Origin of the sequence: Bacillus siamensis, assembly GCF_051628075.1 — a bacterium.
In the GTDB taxonomy this organism is placed as follows: Bacteria; Bacillota; Bacilli; order Bacillales; family Bacillaceae; genus Bacillus; species Bacillus siamensis.
In genome coordinates this window covers 2,297,367-2,318,762 of sequence record NZ_CP155579.1, presented here as the reverse complement: position 1 = coordinate 2,318,762, position 21,396 = coordinate 2,297,367, and the positions used below count along the sequence as shown (strand labels likewise).

General features: G+C 50.6%; 2 protein-coding genes. Both read left to right on the top strand.

From position 1 onward, the window contains the following. Window positions 1-14 precede the first annotated feature (14 nt). Entirely contained in the window at window positions 15-5,735 is a 5,721-nt protein-coding gene (locus tag ABDB98_RS11215; RefSeq protein WP_438420179.1) for an SDR family NAD(P)-dependent oxidoreductase, read from the top strand. A gap of 51 nt (window positions 5,736-5,786) precedes the next feature. After that, the gene (locus tag ABDB98_RS11210; RefSeq protein ID WP_438420178.1) at window positions 5,787-21,395 is read left to right on the top strand and encodes an SDR family NAD(P)-dependent oxidoreductase; all 15,609 of its coding nucleotides are present in this window, start codon (window positions 5,787-5,789) and stop codon (window positions 21,393-21,395) included. Window position 21,396 lies beyond the last annotated feature (1 nt).

Below are 21,396 nucleotides of genomic sequence, written 5' to 3'. Positions count from 1 at the left end.
TGGAGGAAGTTCATATGCAAGAGCAGCTTCTTATTAACAATCAGCATCCCGTTCTGAAACATCATAAAGCCTATGGAAAGGAACTGCTGCCGGGTCTGGCTTATATTGACCTGATCTATCAGACTTTCAGAGAAAACGGTTTATTTCATGCCGGCCTTGAACTCAGGCACTTATCGATTTTTCACCCTTTAGCTCCTGAACAGGGAGAATCAATCCTGCTTTCCGTTGATTGTACAGTGAGCGGCGAAGAGCAGTGGAAGGTGGAGGTGAAAGGGCAAAAACAAGGTGACGAAGCAGCAGGGACAAAGGTATATGCCGCGGCGCACATGCATTCCGTCAAGCCCGCCGGCTTCCAAGAGAGCGTCCGGATGGATGCCGTAAAACAAACGGCGGCAGAAATACCGCTTGAGGACATTTACGCGGAATGCAGGGATCAAGAACTGGTTCATTCAGGAATGATGAAAGGCTGCGGAAGCGTCTACCAAACTGAAAAAGAGATTTATATTGATCTGTCGGTGCAAAAGGATCAGCTGGAACATGCAGAAGAGGCGATGTTTCATCCCGCATTGATAGATGCGAGCAGCATCGGCTCCAATGTATATCTCGCTCCTTTGACGAGAGAGGAGGGGCAATTATTTCTGCCGCTGTTTTATGAATCGTTTTATTGCGCCGAATTGCTGCAGACGACATGTATCACCAAGATAAAAAAAGAATCCGTCACCCGTAAGAAAGATCTCGTTTACGTGACAATGGAGTTTTTCAATGAGGAAGGCAGAAAAGTCGGCGAACTGAAAAACTTCGCCAATAAACTGGTGAGGGACCCGGAACTGATCAATCAGAAACGGCAAAAGAAAGAACCTGACGGGCGGAATGCCGTCCCGGCTCCGCAAGCGGAACCGGCGCCTTCCGAGCCCCGATTTGCGGAGGCTTCCGCCGGTCTTACTGAACAGTGCATCGTTTATTTAAAAGAATTGCTTGCCGCCCGATTGAACAAACCTGTGAAAGAGATTGACCCGGCTATCGGATACTATGAAATGGGGCTGGATTCTCCGGGGCTGTTGGACATGGTAAAGGAAATTGAACGGAAAATCGGAACGCAGCTTCTGCCGACGCTGTTATTTGAATACACGACAATCACGGAATTGGCGGGGTATTTGTGCGAACATTACGGAGCCGGTTTCGGCCATACTCAAAGCGGACATTCAAATGCTGAACCTTTGCACCGGGAAAAAAAGAGGACGACCCAAATCCGCGTGAAAAAATCGGCGTCAGCCGGAACGCAGAATGGAGATATTGCCATCGTCGGGATGGCGGGACGGTACCCCGGCGCCAAAAATCTTCGTGAATTCTGGGCAAATTTAAAAAATGGAGAAAACAGCGTAACGGAAGTGCCTCGTTCCCGCTGGGATACGAGGAAATATGAGCATTTGCGATCGCCGTCCGGCAAGCCGATTTCCAAATGGGGCGGTTTTATAGACGATCCGGATTGTTTTGATGCGAAATTTTTCCGGATTTCTCCGCGGGAGGCAGAAGCTAAAGATCCGCAAGAACGATTGTTTTTAGAAACATGCTGGGAAACGATTGAGGATGCGGGCTACACCCCGGAAACAATCGTTCAGCCGAAAGGGCCGAATAAGAGAATGAACGTCGGTGTGTTTGCCGGGGTGATGCATTTGGATTATTCTCTCGTCGGCGCTGAAGCTGCAGCCAAAGGGCTGGTCTTTCCTTATCCCTTGAACTATGCGCCGATCGCAAACCGGGTTTCATATTTTTGCAATTTTCACGGGCCGAGCATGGCGGTTGACACGGTGTGTTCGTCATCTCTGACGGCCGTCCATATGGCGGCGGAAAGTCTGAGACGCGGTGAATGTGAAGCAGCTCTTGCCGGGGGCGTCAATTTATCATTGCACCCGACAAAATATATCACATACGGCTTGATGGATATGCATTCGAGTGACGGGCTGTGCCGCACGTTCGGCGAAGGCGGCACAGGCTATGTCTCAGCTGACGGCATCGGGGCAGTGCTGCTGAAGCCGCTTCACAAAGCCGAAGAAGATAAGGATCATATTTATGCGGTGATAAAAGACAGCGCCGTCAATCACGTGGGAACCGTCAGCGGGATTACCGTGCCGAGCCCCGTGGCGCAGGGGGATATGATAGCTGAATGCTTTGAAAAAACGGGGATCGATCCCCGGACGATTTCTTATGTGGAAGCGCATGGAACCGGAACTTCTTTAGGAGATCCGATTGAAATACAAGGTCTTGTTAAAGCTTACCGCACGTTTACGGAGGATCGGCAATTTTGTGCGATCGGTTCCGTTAAATCGAATATCGGACATGCGGAATCAGCCGCCGGGATCAGCGGGCTTCATAAAACGGTTTTGCAGCTGTTTCACAAAACGCTTGTCCCTTCTTTGCACTCAGAGACGATTAATCCGTATCTTCGTTTAGAGGACTCGCCATTTTACGTGCAGCAAAAAACCGAGTCATGGAAAAAGCCGGCGTATACAGAGAACGGCAGTGAACATTTCTGTCCGAGACGCGCAGGCATCAGTTCATTCGGGGCGACGGGTTCAAACGTTCATCTCATTTTAGAAGAGTACAAGCCTAAAAACCCCGGCATTACAGAGAATCAAGAGAGGCCGTATATCGTGCCTCTATCAGCGAAAAATCCGGAGCGGCTGAAGGAATACGCTGCCCGCCTGCTGATATTTCTCAAAGATAAAGCGCTTGAAGGAAGCGGTCCGCTTCATAACAAAATAGATACAATGCAAAATCAGCTGGAAAATGCGTTGCGGGGTGTTCTGGCGGAAGTTCTGCATGTAGCGGCCGGCTCGGTAGATGGTGAACACGATTGGAAGGAATACGGCTTGGATGTCATGCAGCTGACTCAGTTTTCTGAGCTGATGACGGATCAATATGAGCTGGAAATAGACATGTCTGATCTCATACAGCATACTTCCGTCCGGACTTTAGCAGAATGTCTTACAAAAGATGAGAAACATAAGAATATTCTTTCCAATCTTTTCGGTCAGTCCGGCTTAGATAAGCAGCCTGATGAACCTTTTTCCTTGCGGTCACTGGCGTATACGCTGCAAACGGGACGGCTGGCAATGGAAGAACGGCTTGTTTTTTTAGTGAACGATCAAGCGGACCTGATCAGGAAATTAACCGAATTTACAGAACGAAAACGGCAGATTGACGGCTGCTTTCAAGGGCGGTCTGGTAGCGGAACGGAAATCAGGGGTTTCCTGAATGATGATCAGGATACGGAGGAGCTGATCCGAAAATGGATGGACAGCGGCACTTACAAAAAACTTGCGGAGCTGTGGTCAAAAGGATTTGAGATAGACTGGACGCGGCTGTATCAGGAGGAGAAACCGCGCAGGATGAGTCTGCCGACGTATCCGTTTGCAAAGGAACAATATTGGATACCGGAGCCTGATCATCCCGTTACTTCCGTAAATACAGAAAGCAGGCTTCACCCGCTGCTTCACCGCAATACATCAGATTTGTTAGAACAAAAATTCAGCACGGTACTGAACGGAGATGAATTCTTCTTAGCCGATCATATCGTCCAAAACAAGCGTGTTCTCCCCGGGGCGGCTTATCTTGAAATGGCGAGAGCCGCGGCTGAACTGGCTGCCGCGCCGTTAGCCGCTGAATACACGGCTAAAACCGGCATTTCGCTGCGGTATATCAGCTGGATACGCCAGGCCGTTCATAAAAAAGAGCCGCTGCGAATGACGACAGGGCTTTCCTTGGAGGATAACGGCAATGTTTCATTTCAAGTGTACAGCAATGAAAACGATTCAGACATTTATTGTGAAGGCAGTGCTGTGATTGAGCCGCTGTCTGAGGCGCCGGTCTTGCATATTGAACAGCTGAAAGCGCGATGCCGCAAAAAAGTGCTGTCAAAAGAAGACTGCTATGCGGCGTTTGCAAAGGCGGAAATTGTATACGGACCTTCACATCAAGGAATTGATCACATTTATCGCGGGGAAAAAGCAGCCTTGGCTAAATTGGTGCTCCCTGCTTCCGTTTCTGATGAGGCCGAACAGTTTGTGCTCCATCCTAGTCTGATTGATTCCGCTTTTCAGGCGGCCATCGGCGTTATGAATGAAGATCAAGCGGATTATCCGGAGCAGCCGTTAATGCCTTTTGAATTGCATGAACTGACCGTTTTTCATCCGTGCAGTCCAAACATGTGGGCGGCCGTGTTTGTGACGCATGAAACACCAGCCGTGCGAAGAATGGACATTGATATATGTGATGAACGCGGCAATGTGTGTGTAAGGATAAAAGGGTTTTCTGCCCGGATGGCCGAAAGTGCGCCGCCCGTAACCGATAATAAGCAATACGATCTGCCGGGTGACCTTACCGGAGCCGTCAAACTGATGCAGGTATGGGACGCGGAACCGATAGACAACCAAACCGGCTTCCCCATTTCTGAAGCAAAAGCTCTCATTATAGGCGGTACAGACGGGCAGGCCGACGCGGTTTTACGATTGTTTCCTAAAGCTGTGCGATTTGACAGCAGACAAAGTGCTTCCGTTGAAGTGATATCTGATCGGCTCCGCCGTCTCGGTGAGATTCAGCATATGATCTGGTTTGCCCCTCAGCCAGCTGACATCCATGATCAAAAAAGCGGGGTACTGCAAATTTTCAGAGCGGCCAAAGCTCTTATCGGTCTCGGGTATGGAAAAGAGCAGCTCGGGATTACGGTGATTACGCACCAAGCACAGCCTATCACCCAATATGATGAGGCGCGTCCCGCTCATTCCAGTGTGCACGGTTTTGTCGGGTCTCTCGCTAAAGAACATCCGAGCTGGCACATCCGTCTGGTCGATCTTGAAGAGGGGGGGGATTTCCCCGCAGAAGACATATTCAGCCTGCCCCGCGACCGTACGGGTAAAGCATGGGTGCGCAGACATCAGGAATGGTACCGGCCTCAATTGCTTCCGGTCCAAAGCGAGCCGTCTGAAAGTGTTCCTTACCGCTATGGAGGCGTATATGTCATCATCGGCGGTGCGGGAGGCATCGGAGAGGTTTGGACAGATTATATGGTGACGACGTATAAAGCCCGAATCGTCTGGATCGGGAGGCGGCCGCTGGACAGCCGGATACGCCAAAAAATAGACCGGTACCGGCCATCAGGCCCGGCTCCCGAATATATATCCGCAGATGCTTCTGATCTTCCATCGCTTCAGCGCGCCTATGAACAGATTAAAAACAAATACGGCACTATCAGCGGCGTCGTTCATTCAGCGATGGTATTTGCGAATGAAAGCGTAAAAGATATGGAAGAATCACAGTTTCACGCCGGCCTTAAGGCGAAAGTGGATATTTCCGTCAACATTGCCGAAGTATTTGCGAAAGAGTCTTTGGACTTTATTCTTTTTTTCTCTTCGGTTATTTCATATATTAAGAATCCGAATCAAAGTCATTATGCGGCGGGGTGCGCATTTAAAGACGCATTTGCCCATGAGCTTTCCGGACGGCTGTCATGCCGGGTCAAAGTGATGAACTGGGGTTATTGGGAGCGGGCTGACAATCACATTTCTGAAGAGTTTGACAGACTGAGCCAAATCGGTCTAGGGCTGATCAGCCGGGCGGAAGGGATGCAGGCGCTGGAAACTTTGCTGACGCAGCCGATCTCCCGTATGGGGCTGATGAAGCTGACCAAGCCGATTCCGATCGAGGGAATGAACCCTCATGAATTTGTGACTATCTGATTGCCTGTCAAAATGACGGAGCAAATTTAATTTTCTTAGGAGGATAAGGTTTTGGGTAAGGGAGACAAACAAAAAGACCGTACACAGTTATCCTTAAGAACAGAAATAAGCAATGAAATGAAAGAATTGAATCGGCTTTTGCTGCAAGTGCTGCGGGTGACGCTGCGTTCAATGGGTCTGACCGGCGAAGCGCCGGCGGCTTCCTGTCTGCCTTTATATGAGCGCTGGCTGGAAGAAAGCATCCGTCTTTTAGACAGCGATCTTAACAGCGGTGAAACGGCCGCGGTTTGGGAAGAGTGGCATAAGAAGAAAAACGAATGGCTGAAAGATCCGGATATGAAAGCGCAGGCTCTGCTGACGGATACCGTCATTCAAGCTTTGCCTGACATTTTAACAGGCAAAATAAAAGCGACTGACGTGATGTTTCCCGATTCTTCAATGGAGCTTGTTGAAGGAATCTATAAGCATAACATTCTCGCTGATTATTACAACGATGTGCTGGCAAATGAAGCGTGTATGTATGTGGAAAATGTAATTAAAAACAATCCTGATGCAAACATCCGTCTGCTGGAGATCGGAGCGGGCACCGGCGGAACGAGCAGCACACTGTTTAAAAAGCTCCGCCCCTATCAAAACCATATTCAGGAATACTGTTATACCGACTTGTCAAAAGCTTTTTTAATGCATGCCGAAAAGGAATACGGCGCGGACAATCCGTATTTGACGTATCAGCTGTTTAATGTGGAGAAGCCTGCGGCGGGCCAGGGATTACATCTGAGAACCTACGATATCGCTATTGCCGCAAACGTGCTGCATGCCACCAAAAATATCCGGAAAACCTTACGGACGGCAAAAGCCGTATTGAAAAAGGACGGTTTGCTGCTCGTTAATGAACTGGGCGGGCATACGCCGTTTACACATGTTACATTCGGCTTATTAGAGGGCTGGTGGCTGTACGAAGACGAGGCGCTGCGGATTCCGGGGTGCCCCGGTCTTTATCCGGAAACATGGAAATCCGTTTTAATGGCTGAAGGCTTTCATTCCATTCAATTTCCGGCTGAAAACGAACGTCTGCACACCCAGCAGATTATCACGGCGAAAAGCAACGGGGTCATCAGGCAGAGCAGGGAAGCTTACACCGCGCAAAAGCGCCAATCAAACGTACCGCAAACATCCTCTGATCGTCAGCTCCCCATCAAACAAGCGGGAGAGGGGCTTTCGGAAAAGACAGCGGCTTTTCTGATAAGGGTTGCGGCAAAAGTATTAAAAATGCCGGCAGAAGAGATAAATCCGCTGGCTCCTCTGGATGAATACGGCATTGACTCTATTCTGATCGTTCAGCTGACGAATGAGCTGCGGGATCTCGTCCCTGATATCAGCAGCACGCTGTTTTTTGAATACCGGACGATAGAAGAGCTTGCCGCATACTTGACTGAAACGAAGGAGCGCGAACTGCATGCGCAATTTTCTGAAGAAGTCCGTCATACTGAAGCGGTATCATCCGGCTCTTTGCTTGAAAAAAGCACAGAGTACCTGAAACAGATCGTCAGCACCATCTTAAAGATGCCGATTGAGGACGTTCAAGCCCATACGCCCCTTGAAGAATACGGAATCGATTCCATCTTAATCGTACAGCTGACCAACCGCTTGCGGGAAGACGTTCCTGATATCAGCAGCACATTGTTCTTCGAGTATCCGACAATCGGCGGATTAGCGGAATATCTCGTCAGCTCAAGACAGGAAGATATGGCTGGGATTTTCAAGACAAATAAAGAAGCCGAAAAGACGCCGCACACTTTACAGAAAAAGCAAAGCCGCAAAAAAAGCGCCGGATTGACGAAGCGCCAAGCGGCATCTTTTTCTGAAAAAGCGCCGCCCGCTTCCGAGCCGCCGTCAAAACACCTTGAAGTGGCAATTGTCGGTCTTGCCGGGAGGTATCCCGGAGCTGAAAATGTTAATGAGTTCTGGGAACGGTTAAAGACCGGTGAACACGGAATCACCGAAATTCCGAAAGACCGCTGGGATTGGCGGGACTACTATGATGAGACAAAAGGGAAGGAAGGCCGGATGTATACAAAGTGGGGCGGCTTTTTAACAGATATTGATAAATTTGACCCGCTGTTCTTTAAAATCTCCCCGAAAGAAGCGGAGCGCATGGATCCGCAGGAGAGACTGTTTCTGGAAATCGCTTATGCGGCCCTTGAGGATGCCGGATATACCCCTGATTCACTATGCGCCGGTAAAAAGGTTGGCGTCTTTGCGGGTGTCATGAACGGCAACTATCCGACAGGGGCCCACTACCACTTTATCCCGAACCGCGTATCCTATGTGTTTGATTTTCACGGTCCGAGCATTGCGGTCGATACCGCATGCTCCTCATCCTTAACCGCCATTCATCTCGCCGCAGAAAGCATCAGAACAGGTGCATCAGAATGCGCGATTGCCGGCGGCGTAAATCTGATTACAGATCCGGTTCATTATATCGGACTTTCTTCTATGAGAATGCTGTCACCGTCAAACGCGTGCAAAGCGTTCGGTGATAAGGCTGACGGGTTTGTTGACGGAGAGGGCGTCGGCTGTATCGTGTTAAAGCCGTTGAAGAAGGCTGTTGCAGATCATGATCATATATACGGTGTCATTAAAGGAAGCGCTCTGAACGCGGGCGGCAAAACGAACGGGTTCACCGTTCCGAATCCGAATGCACAAGGGGAAGTGATCGCAGAGGCGATGGAGCGGGCAGGGATTGACCCGAGAGCAGTCAGCTATCTGGAAGCCCACGGCACCGGCACTTCTTTAGGAGATCCGATTGAAATCGCAGGGTTAACCAAGGCTTTCCGCCGCTATACGGATGCAGCGCAATTTTGTTCCATCGGTTCTGTTAAATCCAATATCGGACACCTGGAAAGTGCGGCGGGTGTTGCTGCGGTCACTAAAATTCTTCTTCAGATGAAACATGGATATCTGGTGCCGTCGCTGCACTCAAAGCAGCTGAATCCGGAAATTGATTTTGAAACTTCCCCTTTTATCGTGCAGCAGGAAACGGCGGAATGGAGACGGCCGGTCATAGAATCTGAAGGAGTAACACAGGAATATCCGAGAATCGCGGGTACATCTTCTTTCGGAGCGGGCGGAGCGAATGCCCACCTGCTGATAGAAGAGTATGAACCGGCTGAAATGACTTCGGCAGACTCCGGCCGTCCGGCGCTTTTTGTTTTATCGGCAAAAGATAAAGACCGCTTGCGCGAGCGGGCTCTGTTGCTGTCGGATGCCGCCGGAAACGGAACAATTACAGATGCAAATCTGCTTGACGCGGCATTTACCCTTCAAGTCGGCAGAGTCCCGATGGAGGAACGGCTGGCGATGACAGCGGACTCTGTTTCTGAATTGGAACAGAAGCTGACTGCTTTTCTGAATAATGCTGGTTCCGTAAGCGGGGTGTTTACAGGCCGGGGTGATGATGCTGTCACAGAGACGGAAGGCACAGTCAGTGATTGGATGGAAAAACGTCAATTTGACAGTCTTTTGAATGCCTGGGTTCACGGGGCCCACGTCGATTGGGCATCTTTATATAAAGGCGCGCTGCCGCATCGTATCAGTCTGCCGTCTTATCCATTTGCAAAAGAAAGCTACTGGATGAAGCGGGAAGAACCAAAAACAGGAACAACTGAATATGTGCATCCTCTTCTGCATGAAAATACGTCAACCTTGGCGGAGCAAAGCTATCATACATCTTTTACAGGCCGGGAACACGTTTTCCAGAATGTGAAAGGGGAGCGGGTTCTGTCGGCAGCCGTTTATTTAGAAATGGCGCTAGCAGCTTATCATCATGCGGCAGACAGCTCTGAAGAAAAAGAGATATGGATCCGAACGGCGGCATGGACTGACCCGATTACCGGAGGACATCAAGGTGCGGGCGTCAATCTCTCCCTTTTGTCTGAAGACGAGGAAGGCATCCATTATGAAATATACAGTGACGTAGAGAAGCTGCATCATTATGGAATCGTCGGACAAGGGAACATACAGCCATCCCGCGTGCTTGATATTGTCTCCTTACAAAAAGACTGCCGCCCGCTGTCATTCGATTATGAAACACCAGGCACATCAGGTGTAACCATCAGTAAGGAGTTCCGCACCGTTGAAAAGCTTTATGCGGGAGAAAATGCGGTTTGGGCGAAGCTTGCTCTTATAGATGAAAGCGGCAGCCGTAATCCGGGATATCATATACCGCCGGAATTTTTGGACGCAGCTTTTCATGTCCTGGCAAAAACGGAGCCGTCAGTCCATATCGTGCCTGAAGCAGTTGAAGAACTGCGCGTCATGCGTCCGTGTTCATCGGGCATGTGGATGTATATTAATAAAAAGAATCAAACCGGCTGTGACATTCAATTTTGTGATGAAACCGGCATTGTCTGCGCAGAAATCAAAGGGGTGAGAATGAGACAGCCGTCTCAGCAGGATCACGGGCAAGAGGAACAATCCGAGATGATGATATTTGAAGAAATGTGGACTCAGCAGCCTCTGATGAAATCCATTCATGAAGAGCTGAAAACGGTCATCTGTTTTCTTACGGGAGAAGCTGCCAGAAAGCATGCTTATCGGTCTTTACAATCCCTTTATCCGGGAACCGGCGTGTTTTTTATTTCACAGGGTGAGGAAACTCAAAAGCTTTCAAACACGCATTATCAAATTAAAATCACTGACGGACAAGCATATCAAGAAACGTTTCGACATATTGAAACGGCTGCTGGCAAAGCGGATGCCGTTTTATATGGATGGCCGCTTGAAGATGAAAAGGCCGTGAAAGACTTTTCTATTCTCTATCATGTGATCCGCGCAGCTGCTTCTTTGCGTTCTAAACCGAGGCGAATCCTTCTTTCCGCTCAGTGCGGGACCGGTACCGATATCAGTTACGCCGAGTCATGGATCGGGTTGGAACGGTCGCTGAAACTGATTCTGCCGGAGACGGATACGGCCGCGGTTTATTTTGGACAAAAAGGACCGTTTGAAAAGCTGATCCATAACACATGTGAAGAGCTTCACAGCGAGTCGTTCCGCAGTGTCATGTACAGCGGGGAAATCCGTCACGTCATGGAAATGAAGCAGACGGATATTGCCCCTGTTGAGAAGCGTGTGATAAAAAGCGGAAAAACGTACTTGATTACCGGCGGATGCGGGGGATTAGGCTTGTTATTTGCCAGGTATTTTGCTGAAAAAGGATCGGTTACGCTCATTTTGACGGGGAGATCAGCGGCAGGCGGCCCGGTGCTGAACAAGATCAAGAGATTGGAAGAATCAGGCGCCAAGGTGTTTTACGTGCAGGCGGATGCCGCAGACCAGGCTCAGATGGAGAAAGGTTTGCAAGAAGCTAAAGAGAAAGGATGCGGGCCGATTCACGGTGTCATTCACGCTGCAGGTCTTCAAGGCACTGAAAGCATTCTGGAGAAAGATCTGCAAACCTTTCAGCAAGTCTTAGCGCCAAAAGCGGACGGCACCGCGGTGTTAGATCAGGTTCTGTCACGGGAGCCGCTTGACTTCTTCTGTTGTTTCTCTTCTTCTTCAGCGATTTTAGGAGACTTCGGTTCTTGTGACTACGCAATGGGGAACCGCTTCCAAATGGCTTTTGTCCGTCATCGGGATAAACTTGTGAGCCGCGGACTCAGAAGCGGCAAGTCACTTGCCATCAATTGGCCGCTTTGGAAAGAAGGAGGGATGCATGTCGGCACGGCGGAAAGCACCGATATGTATTTAAAATCAAGCGGACAGCGTTATTTATACACAGAGGAAGGACTCGAAGCTTTTGAAACATTGTTAGTCCAGCCGTCCAGCCAGTATCTCGTCCTGGCCGGTTTTCCGTCGAGGGCCAAACGCTTCCTGCAGATAGATCAAGGCGAACGGCCGATTTCGGGTTCTGTAAACCGGAACGTCCCGTTTTCAGGAAGGCGGAGTGAAATGAAAGGCTTTACACTGGAAGAATGCGTAAGCTGGGATGTGAAGGAACTGGCGGCGGGGCTTTTGAAAATAGACAAGAACAGACTGACGGACGCTGACAATCTGGCTGATTTCGGCTTTGATTCTATCAGTTTGGCGGAATTCGCCTCTTCTTTGTCCGCTCATTACGGAATTGAAGTGACACCGTCCCTGTTTTTCGGACATTCCACACTGGAGAAGGTCGTCCGCTATTTTCTGACGGAACACAAGTCCGTCATGGAGCATGTCTATGAAGAAAAGAAACCTGAATCCGCAGATCAATCTGTCTTTGAAAAGGCAGGAACGGAAAAGCGAAAGAAGCAGAGGGGAAGAAATAAGCTGAACGCCGGAACCGAGGGCATTCAGGCAGCTGATTCCATTGCCATTATCGGCATGAGCGGCCGATTTCCTCAGGCGCGCACGGCGGACGAGCTCTGGGACATTCTGTTTCAGGAAAAGGACGTTGTCGCACCGGTCGCAAAAAAAGGCTTCACAAGTTCAAAATGGAAACTCGGCGCTGTACCGGGGGCGGACGAATTCGACCCTTTATTTTTTGAAATATCGCCGAGGGAAGCTGAAACGATGGATCCGAAGCAGCGGCTGCTTCTTCAGGAAGCGTGGAGGGCCCTTGAGGACGCCGGCTACGGCGCCAGTCACATCAGGCAGCAGACGATCGGTATGTTTGTGGGGGCGGAAGAAGGAGATTATCACCTTTTAACACGGGACAAAGGCAATGTCACGTCTCATCATAACGGTATTTTGGCGGCGCGGCTGGCTTATCACTTGAATTTGTCAGGTCCTGTGATGGCGATAAATACTGCATGTTCTTCGGGGCTCGTTTCTGTCCATCAGGCGGTATTAAGCCTGCAGAATAAAGAGTGCACAACAGCTGTTGCGGCCGGGGTGAATATCATGAATACCCCGGACTTTTTTGAAACGATAGATAAAGCCGGAATGCTGTCGGAAAACGGGAAATGCTTCGCGTTTGATAAAAGGGCTGACGGCATGGTTCCGGGGGAAGCGGCCGCGGCGGTTGTTCTTAAGCCGCTGAGAGAGGCGGAAGCGGATGGTGATCCGATTTACGGGGTGATTCGGGCGAGCGGCATCAATTATGATGGGAAAACAAACGGAATTACCGCTCCGAGCGGCGTCGCGCAGACCCGGCTGCTTACTTCCGTATATGACCGGGGCCGTATCAACCCTGAAGATATCGAATATATCGTCACACACGGCACGGGGACAAAACTCGGTGATCCGGTGGAAATTAACGCGCTTTATGACGCGTTTTCTGCCTATACAGACAAAGAAGCATTTTGCGCGCTCACATCAATTAAAACCAATATCGGCCACACGTTTGCCGCGTCAGGCATTGTCAGTTTGATCAGTCTTTTACAGGCGTTCTCCCGTGAAATGATTCCCGCCAGTCTGCATTGCAGCGGGGAAAACCGCTATATCAGCTGGGAGAAGAGTCCTTTTTATGTGAATAAAACGGGTAAACCGTGGCCTTCTCTGCCGGATAAAAACCGAATGGGGGCAGTCAGCGCATTCGGGATGAGCGGAACAAACGCCCATGTCGTTATGGAAAGCTATAAGCGCAGCGTTTCACCTCATCGGGATGCCCCTGCATATTTACTGACTTTGTCTGCAAAAACAAAGGATGCCCTTCAGGAAAAAATCGAAGATATGATCACTTGGGCGGGAAATGGCGGACTGAAAGAAAATGATCTAGCCCAGCTCAGCTATACGTTGCTAAAAGGACGGCATCACTTTAACCATCGCGCCGCCATCGTGGTTCAAGATGCTGATGACGCAGTGTATGTATGGAAGCAGGCAAAGCTTAATGAACATCACCCTTATGCGTTTTCGGGAAAAGCACCGCAGCACTTTGCAGGCCGTCAGCATATTCAGGAGCACATAATAGAAGTGCTCGGCAAGTGCAGCGCCTCATATTCTGACCATAGAAAACATCAGGAGCTGTTATGCGTGCTGGCAGATTTTTATTGTCAAGGTTATGAAATCGAAGGGGACTTGCTTTATGGCGGACCTTTGCCGCGAATCGGCAATCTGCCGGGCTACCCGTTTGCCAGGCAGACGTATTGGGCGTCCGATCTTCAGAGAGAGCTAGAAAGCCGGACTTCAGCTGAACGTGAAAAGCTTCACCCGCTGCTCCATGCGAATACATCGACCTTTACCGCCCAGCGCTTTACTTCTGTTTTCTCAGGGCGTGAACCGTTTTTTGCCGATCATATCGTCCATGGAAAACCGGTGCTTCCGGGCGCGGCTGCTTTAGAAATGGCCCGGGCTGCCGTTACGCTTGCCGCTGAAGACTTGCCGGGCGGGAAAGCGGGTGTCCGGCTCAAACAGATCGTTTGGCTCCGTCCGGTGACGGCGCTTTCTGAAGGAGTGACGCTTCATGTAAAGCTTCAGCCGGAAGAAAACGGAGACATCGCTTTTGAAGCGTATGCCGAAGGAGAAGAGCCGCTTGTCTTTTTCCAGGGAAAGGCCGTGCTCAAAGAGACGGAGCGTGCTCCGGTACTCGATGTGGAAGCGGTTCAGGCGCGCTGCTGTGGCCGGCGCATGTCAAAGGCTGAGTGCTATGAAGCATTCGACAGCCTCGGCATTACCTACGGACCGTCTCATCAGGCGCTTGACGCCGTCTATGCCGGGAGCGGAGAAGTGCTCGCGAAGCTCACTCTTCCGCCGTCCGCCCGCGAAGAAAAGGAACCGTTCATCCTGCATCCGAGCATGCTGGACGCCGCCCTTCAGGCTTCTATCGGTCTCGTGCTCTCAGACGGTTCCGCGTCCGGACGGCCGTTTCTGCCGTTTGCCCTGCAGGATATGCAGGTATTTTCTCCGTGCCGGGAGACGATGTGGGCGGTGCTTTCCTCAGCGGACGGCGCCTATCATATTGAGCTGTGTGATGAAAACGGCGCGGTATGTGTCCGATTGACGGGACTCACCGCCCGTTTTCTGGAAGAGGAAACGGAGGAAAAACCGCTCTTGCTTCAGCCAAAGTGGCAGGAATCACCGCCGGGTGAAGGCGGACAAGAAGAGTCTTTCAGATACGTGACGCTGTATGGCGGAATGAATGCGGAAGACATAAGCGGCGCCGTACGTGCGGCTGACGGCGAAGGTCCGCTTGAGGACCGTTATGACGCCTGCGCGGCGGAGCTGTCAGCGATCGTCACGCGTCTTATCAAAGAAAAACAGAAGAAAAAAACGCTGATCCAGCTTCTTGTCCCCGACAGGGGGGAAGACAATGTATTGGCGGGGCTGGCCGCTTTCCTGAAAACGGCTCACCTTGAACATCCGAAGCTGTACGGCCAAGTCATCCAAGCCGATCCGGACGAGCCAGCATCATCGCTTCTTGCCAAACTGAAAGAAAACCGGGTGCATCCTGAACAAGCGGAAATCCGTTATGAAGACGGCAAACGTCTCGTCAGAAACTGGCGTCATCTGCCGGCCTCTCAAAGCGGCGCCGTTCCGTGGAAAGACGAAGGGGTTTACCTCCTCACCGGGGGAGCGGGCGGCATCGGACTGATTTTCGCTGAAGAAATAGCCTCCCGCGTCAAAAACGCCGTCCTCGTATTAACGGGAAGGGCGGAAGCGCTTGATGAAGACCGCTCCGCCCGCTTACGGCGCTTGGAAGCGTCGGGTGCCCGCGTATTGTATCAACCGGTTGACGTGACAGACAGAGCGGCGGTCATCGCCCTCGTCCGCGGCATACAGGAGGAGCACGGAACACTCGACGGGATCATTCACGGCGCCGGCGTGATCGCTGACAACTACATTCTGAACCAGACAGAAAACGAACGGAAGACCGTCATGGCGCCGAAAGTGAAAGGGCTTATCAATCTTGATGAAGCAGCGAAAGATGTGCGGCTGGACTTTTTCATTCTGTTTTCTTCCTTGGCGGGAGGCATGGGAAATCCGGGGCAGGCCGGTTATGCGGCAGCCAACGCATTTATGGATGTTTATGCAGCCCGCCGAAACCGTCTCGTGCGGGACAACAAGCGGAGCGGGCAGACCCTGTCCGTCAACTGGCCGCTTTGGGAAGAGGGCGGTATGCACGTGGACAAAGAGACAGAACGGCTGATGTATGAACAGACCGGAATGAAAGCCATGCGATCGGCTTCAGGCATCCAAGCGCTTTATACCGCTTTTGCCTCCGGAGAACACCAGGTCATGGTGGCAGAGGGCGACGAAAAACGGATTCGCAGCCATATTTTCGATCTGGGCGAAGAACAAAGCGCCGCCGGACAAGCTGCGGCAGAGACAGATGCAAGAGATCTGAAAGATCGGGTTCAAGAGAAACTAAAGCGGCATGTATCAGATCTTTTAAAGGTAAGCATTAAAGATATTGAGGCTGACAGCGAACTGACGGAATACGGATTTGATTCGATCATCTTCACTGAATTTACAAATCTATTAAATCGGTCTTACCAGCTTGAGCTCAGCCCGACTATCTTCTTTGAATTTCCGACATTGCGCAAACTGAGCGGCCATTTGATATCAGAATGGAAAGAAGCATTCAGCGGCTTAGAAAGAGAGAGTTTAAAAACCGCCCCAAAAGCCGGAAAAAGAAAAGCTGAAGCTCCGGCGGCCGTTCATGTCAAGCGGGAAACGCCCGTATCCGTAAAAGGAAAATCAGAAGAAAAAACCGAACCGATAGCCATTATCGGAATCAGCGGTATTTTTCCGCAAGCGAAAGACATAGATGAATTCTGGACACGTTTATCAAAAGGAGAGCATTGCATCACAGAAATTCCCCGAGATCGCTGGGATTGGCGTGAATATGACGGCGATCCGGCAGCGGATGCAAATAAAACGTCAATTAAATGGGGCGGTTTTATAGATGGAATCGCCGGGTTTGACCCGCTGTTTTTCGGGATATCTCCGAAAGAAGCTGAAATGATGGATCCTCAGCAGCGTCTATTAATGATGTATGTGTGGAAAGCCATTGAAGACGCGGGGTACTCAGCAAAACGGATTGCCGGAACAAAAACCGGCATTTTCACCGGCACATTGGGAAGCGGATATCAAACCTTAATCAATAAGGCGGGTCTTCCTGTCGAGGGGTATACGATGACTGGAATCGTGCCGTCCGTCGGGCCGAACCGGATGAGTTATTTTCTTGATATTCACGGGCCGAGCGAGCCGGTAGAAACCGCTTGTTCAAGCTCTTTAGTCGCCATTCACCGAGCGGTAAAAGCCATTGAAACGGGAGATTGTGATATGGCGGTCGCAGGGGGCGTCAACACGATCGTCACGCCTGAAGGGCATATCGGTTTTCAAAAAGCAGGCATGCTCAGTGAAGACGGGCGCTGCAAAACATTTTCTGACCAGGCTGACGGTTATGTCAGAGGAGAGGGTGCCGGCATGATTGTCTTGAAAAAGCTTTCAGAGGCTGAGCATGACAGGGATCACATCTACGGTCTCATCCGCGGTACAGCGGAAAATCACGGCGGACGCTCAGCGTCACTTACCGCGCCGAACCCGCAGGCTCAGACGGATGTGCTGAAAAGCGCTTATCAAAAAGCCGGTATTCACCCGTCAACGATCACTTATATAGAAGCGCACGGAACCGGAACGGCACTCGGAGATCCGATTGAAATCAATGCATTGAAAAAAGCTTTCCAAACAGACGGTGCTCCGGGCGGGTATTGCGGGATAGGCTCAGTGAAGACAAATATCGGACATTTGGAGCTCGCAGCAGGCATTGCGGGCGTTATCAAAGTATTGATGCAGCTGAAACATCAGACGCTCGCCAAAAGTCTGCATTGCGAGAACATTAATCCCCATATCAAATTGAAGGACAGTCCGTTTTACATTGTGACAGAAACAAAGGAGTGGGAAGCGCTGCGTGATGAAAACGGCCGGGTCCTGCCCCGCCGGGCGGGTGTAAGCTCATTCGGTTTCGGAGGTGTCAATGCGCATATTGTTATTGAAGAATACATGGGCAAAAGTGAGACGGAACAGCCGGAAACCCGTGAGAAAGCGTCATCTCTTTTTGTTTTGTCGGCTAAAAATGAAGAGCGGCTGAAAGAAAGAGCGCGTCTCCTTCGCGATTTTATCAAAAACGGATCATCCCGCCATATCGATCTTGCAGATGCCGCATACACACTGCAGACCGGACGGGACGCGATGGAAGCGAGGCTGGGAATCATTGCAGACTCCGCAGAGGAACTGACTGAAAAACTGAACGCGTTTCTGTTGGGAAAAAACAGCGAAGATATCATCAGCGGCCGTAAAAAACGCGAGAATAACACGATCTCCATGTTCTCAGACGATGAAGACGCTGCTGACCTCGTCAGCGCCTGGATTGAGAAAAAGAAATACAAGAAAGTGCTGCGGCTCTGGGCAAACGGATTTGATACGGATTGGGAGCAGCTGTATACGGACAGTAAGCCGCGCCGCATCAGCCTGCCCTCCTATCCGTTCAGAGCAGACCGCTATTGGGTGCCGAAACTGGAGCAGCTGCCGCTTTCGAATCAAAAAACAGTATTATTGCAGAAAACATGGGAGCCTTGCGTGGCAGTGTCTTCATCCGAGCCGTTCAGCAAATTAGCGCTCATCGTCTCCGAGGATACAAAAGACCTTGCCGCCGAGGTGAAAAAACAGCTGAATGATGCTGACATTGTGCAGGAAAATCAGCTCATCTCTTTCTTACAGGATCCGAATGCGGCCATCTATTCCGGGTTTATTGACTTCACCGGCTGCGGCTCCCGGCAAAAGTGGCAGGACATCAGCTGGGCGGCATCGCTGCAGCAGCTGATTGAATACGGCCGCGGACAAGAAAACATGAAAATGCTTTATCTTACAAAAGGGCTTGAATCTTTCAAAAATAAGGCTGCCGCTATGCATGGTATTGAAAAAGCGGGGCTTTATCGCATGCTGCGGCATGAATACAGCCATATTCTCACCTGTCACGCCGATATTGATCCTGAAGAGCCGCTGGAGCAGACAGCCGCTTTTATTAAAAAAGAAATTGAATCAGACTTAACGGAGTCTGCTGTTTGCTACAGGGACGGCATGCGCTTCAGCTATGTTCTTCGGCAGACTGATCAGATTGAACCAGAAGCCGTGCAAACAGACCGGACTGTGTTTCCAAAAGGCGCCGTCCTGATGATAACCGGAGGAACGCGCGGACTCGGCGCTTTATGCGCCAAGCATTTCGTTTCCGCATACGGTGTGAAGAAACTGCTTCTGACAGGCAGAAAGGAGCTGCCGCCGAAAACCGAGTGGGATCTTGAGCAAACAGACCCTGTTGTTTCGGAAAAAATACAGCTTATCCGGCAGCTGGAATCACAAGGCGTAAAAGTGTGCGTCTCAGCAGTTGATCTGACGGATAAGCAGGCCGTCGGACGGCTTATAAAAGAGGTAACCTCAACGCTCGGACCTGTCGGAGGCATTCTGCATTGCGCGGGAATTGCGGACCGTGAAAACCCTGCTTTTCTCCGCAAATCCAAAGACAGTATCGCTCGGGTGCTCGCCCCGAAAGCAGACGGCCTCCACGGTCTGTATGAGAGTGTAAAGGATGATGCGCCGGCATTTTTCGTCCTGTTTTCATCTGTCTCGGCAGCCGTCCCGATTCTTGCGGCGGGTCAGAGCGATTATGCGATGGCTAATTCTTATATGGACTATTTTGCAGAAAACAATGAGAGCGGCATCATTAGCATACAATGGCCGGCATGGGATGAGACGGGCATGAGCAGGGATACAAAAAGCGGAATGTATCAGCAAACGGGATTGCTGCGGCACTCTGACGCGGAAGGTCTCAAGATGCTTGATTACATTTTAAGAGAAAGACCCGGAGCTGTCGTGCTGCCGGCACAAGTGAAACATGATTGGGACATCAAATCGCTGGAAAACGCCAAGCCAGCCGCCCATAAAGGAATGAGAACAGCTGCCAAACCTCCTGAAACAAAAAAACGGGAACATAACCGGATTGATATTCAATCTTGGCTGAAGTCGCTTTTGGCAAAAGAGCTGAGTATCGATGAAACGCATATGGATATCGATGTGCCTTTTCAGGAATACGGAATGGATTCTATCTTTCTGGCGCAAGTGCTGACAAAGATTGATCAAAAACTGCCGTCTGTTTCAATTGATCCGACTGTCCTTCTGGAACACCCTACTATAGAACAGCTCGCGGATTATTTAGCCGCACATTGTCCGGAAGCTTTTTCGGCAGATGCAGCGGTTCCCGCGGAGAAGTTCCCTTTGCAGAAGACACCGAAACGGAGCAAAAAAACGGCAGATAAGCCCGGGAAACGGGGAAAGGTTGCGATCATCGGCATGGCCTGTCATTTTCCGAAAGCGGGGGATATAAAAGAATTTTGGAAGAATCTCCGCAGCGGAACGGATGCCGTCACTGAAGTTCCGTCGGACAGATGGAACGCCGGGGAACATTATCGGCCGGGTGAATATCAAGAAGGAAAAAGCATCAGTAAATGGGGCGGTTTTATTCACGATATTGATCAATTTGACCCGGGGTATTTTAATATTTCAGAAACGCTGGCACCGATGATAGATCCGCTGCAAAGGCAGTGGCTCGAAGTGAGCGCGGAAGCTTTGGCCGATGCCGGTTATAAAAAAGAGGATCTCTGGGGCCGCCGTATCGGCGTTTTTGCCGGTGCAAGGGCAGGTGCGTTTCATCAGAAATTTCAATATTTGCAAAAAGACGCGATTATCGGCGCGGGGCAAAATTTTATTACCGCACATATGGCGCACATTTATAACTTTACAGGGCCCAACCTGGTCGTAGATACGGCCTGCTCCAGTTCGCTTACGGCAATTCATTTGGCCGTGCAGGCTATTCAAAATGGAGAAGCGGAGGCGGCCTTTGCGGGCGGGGTTGACATTTTGCTTGATGAAAAACCTTTTCTCACAATGAGCGCGGCGAGAATCTTATCGCCAAATGGCCGTTCAAAATCTTTCGATGCCGATGCGGACGGAACAGGAATCGGAGAGGGCTGCGGCGTGCTGATGCTGAAGCCGCTCGAAAAAGCGATAGAAGACGAAGATAAAATATACGGCGTTATTGACGGATCTGCGATAAATAATGACGGCAGCACAATGGGCGTGACGACGCCGAATCCCCGGGCGCAGCAGGACTTGATTGAGCAGGCGGTTCAATCGGCGGAAATCGATCCGGACACCATGACGTACGTAGAGACGCACGGAACCGGTACATTGATCGGCGACCCGATTGAATTAAAAGGATTAACCAATGTCTTGTCTGCTTATTCCGATGAAAAACAATTTTGCGGTGTAGGAAGCGTCAAAAGCAATATCGGCCACTTGCTGAGTGCGGCGGGTGCGGCGGGAATCATCAAAGTTTTGCTGGCGATTGCCAATGAAGAACTGCCGCCGACTTTGCATTGCCATAAACCGAACCCCCGCTTTCAATTTAATGATTCGCCGCTTTATCCTGTGCTTGAGCTGAAGCGGTGGAACGGAAAAAAAGAGATACTCAGGGCCGGGGTCAGCGCGTTCGGTTTGGGCGGGAATAACGCTCATATTATTGTCAGCAACGAAGGAATTCCGAAAGAACGAAAAGCGGCCATGGAACCGAAAGGCGGCCAGACAGTATACCGAAAACAGCGGTATTGGCCTGAAAAAGCACAGTTGTCCGATGCGGAAGAAAATGAGGCGGGCACAGAAGCAATGTTTGAAATAAGCGAGGTGTGAT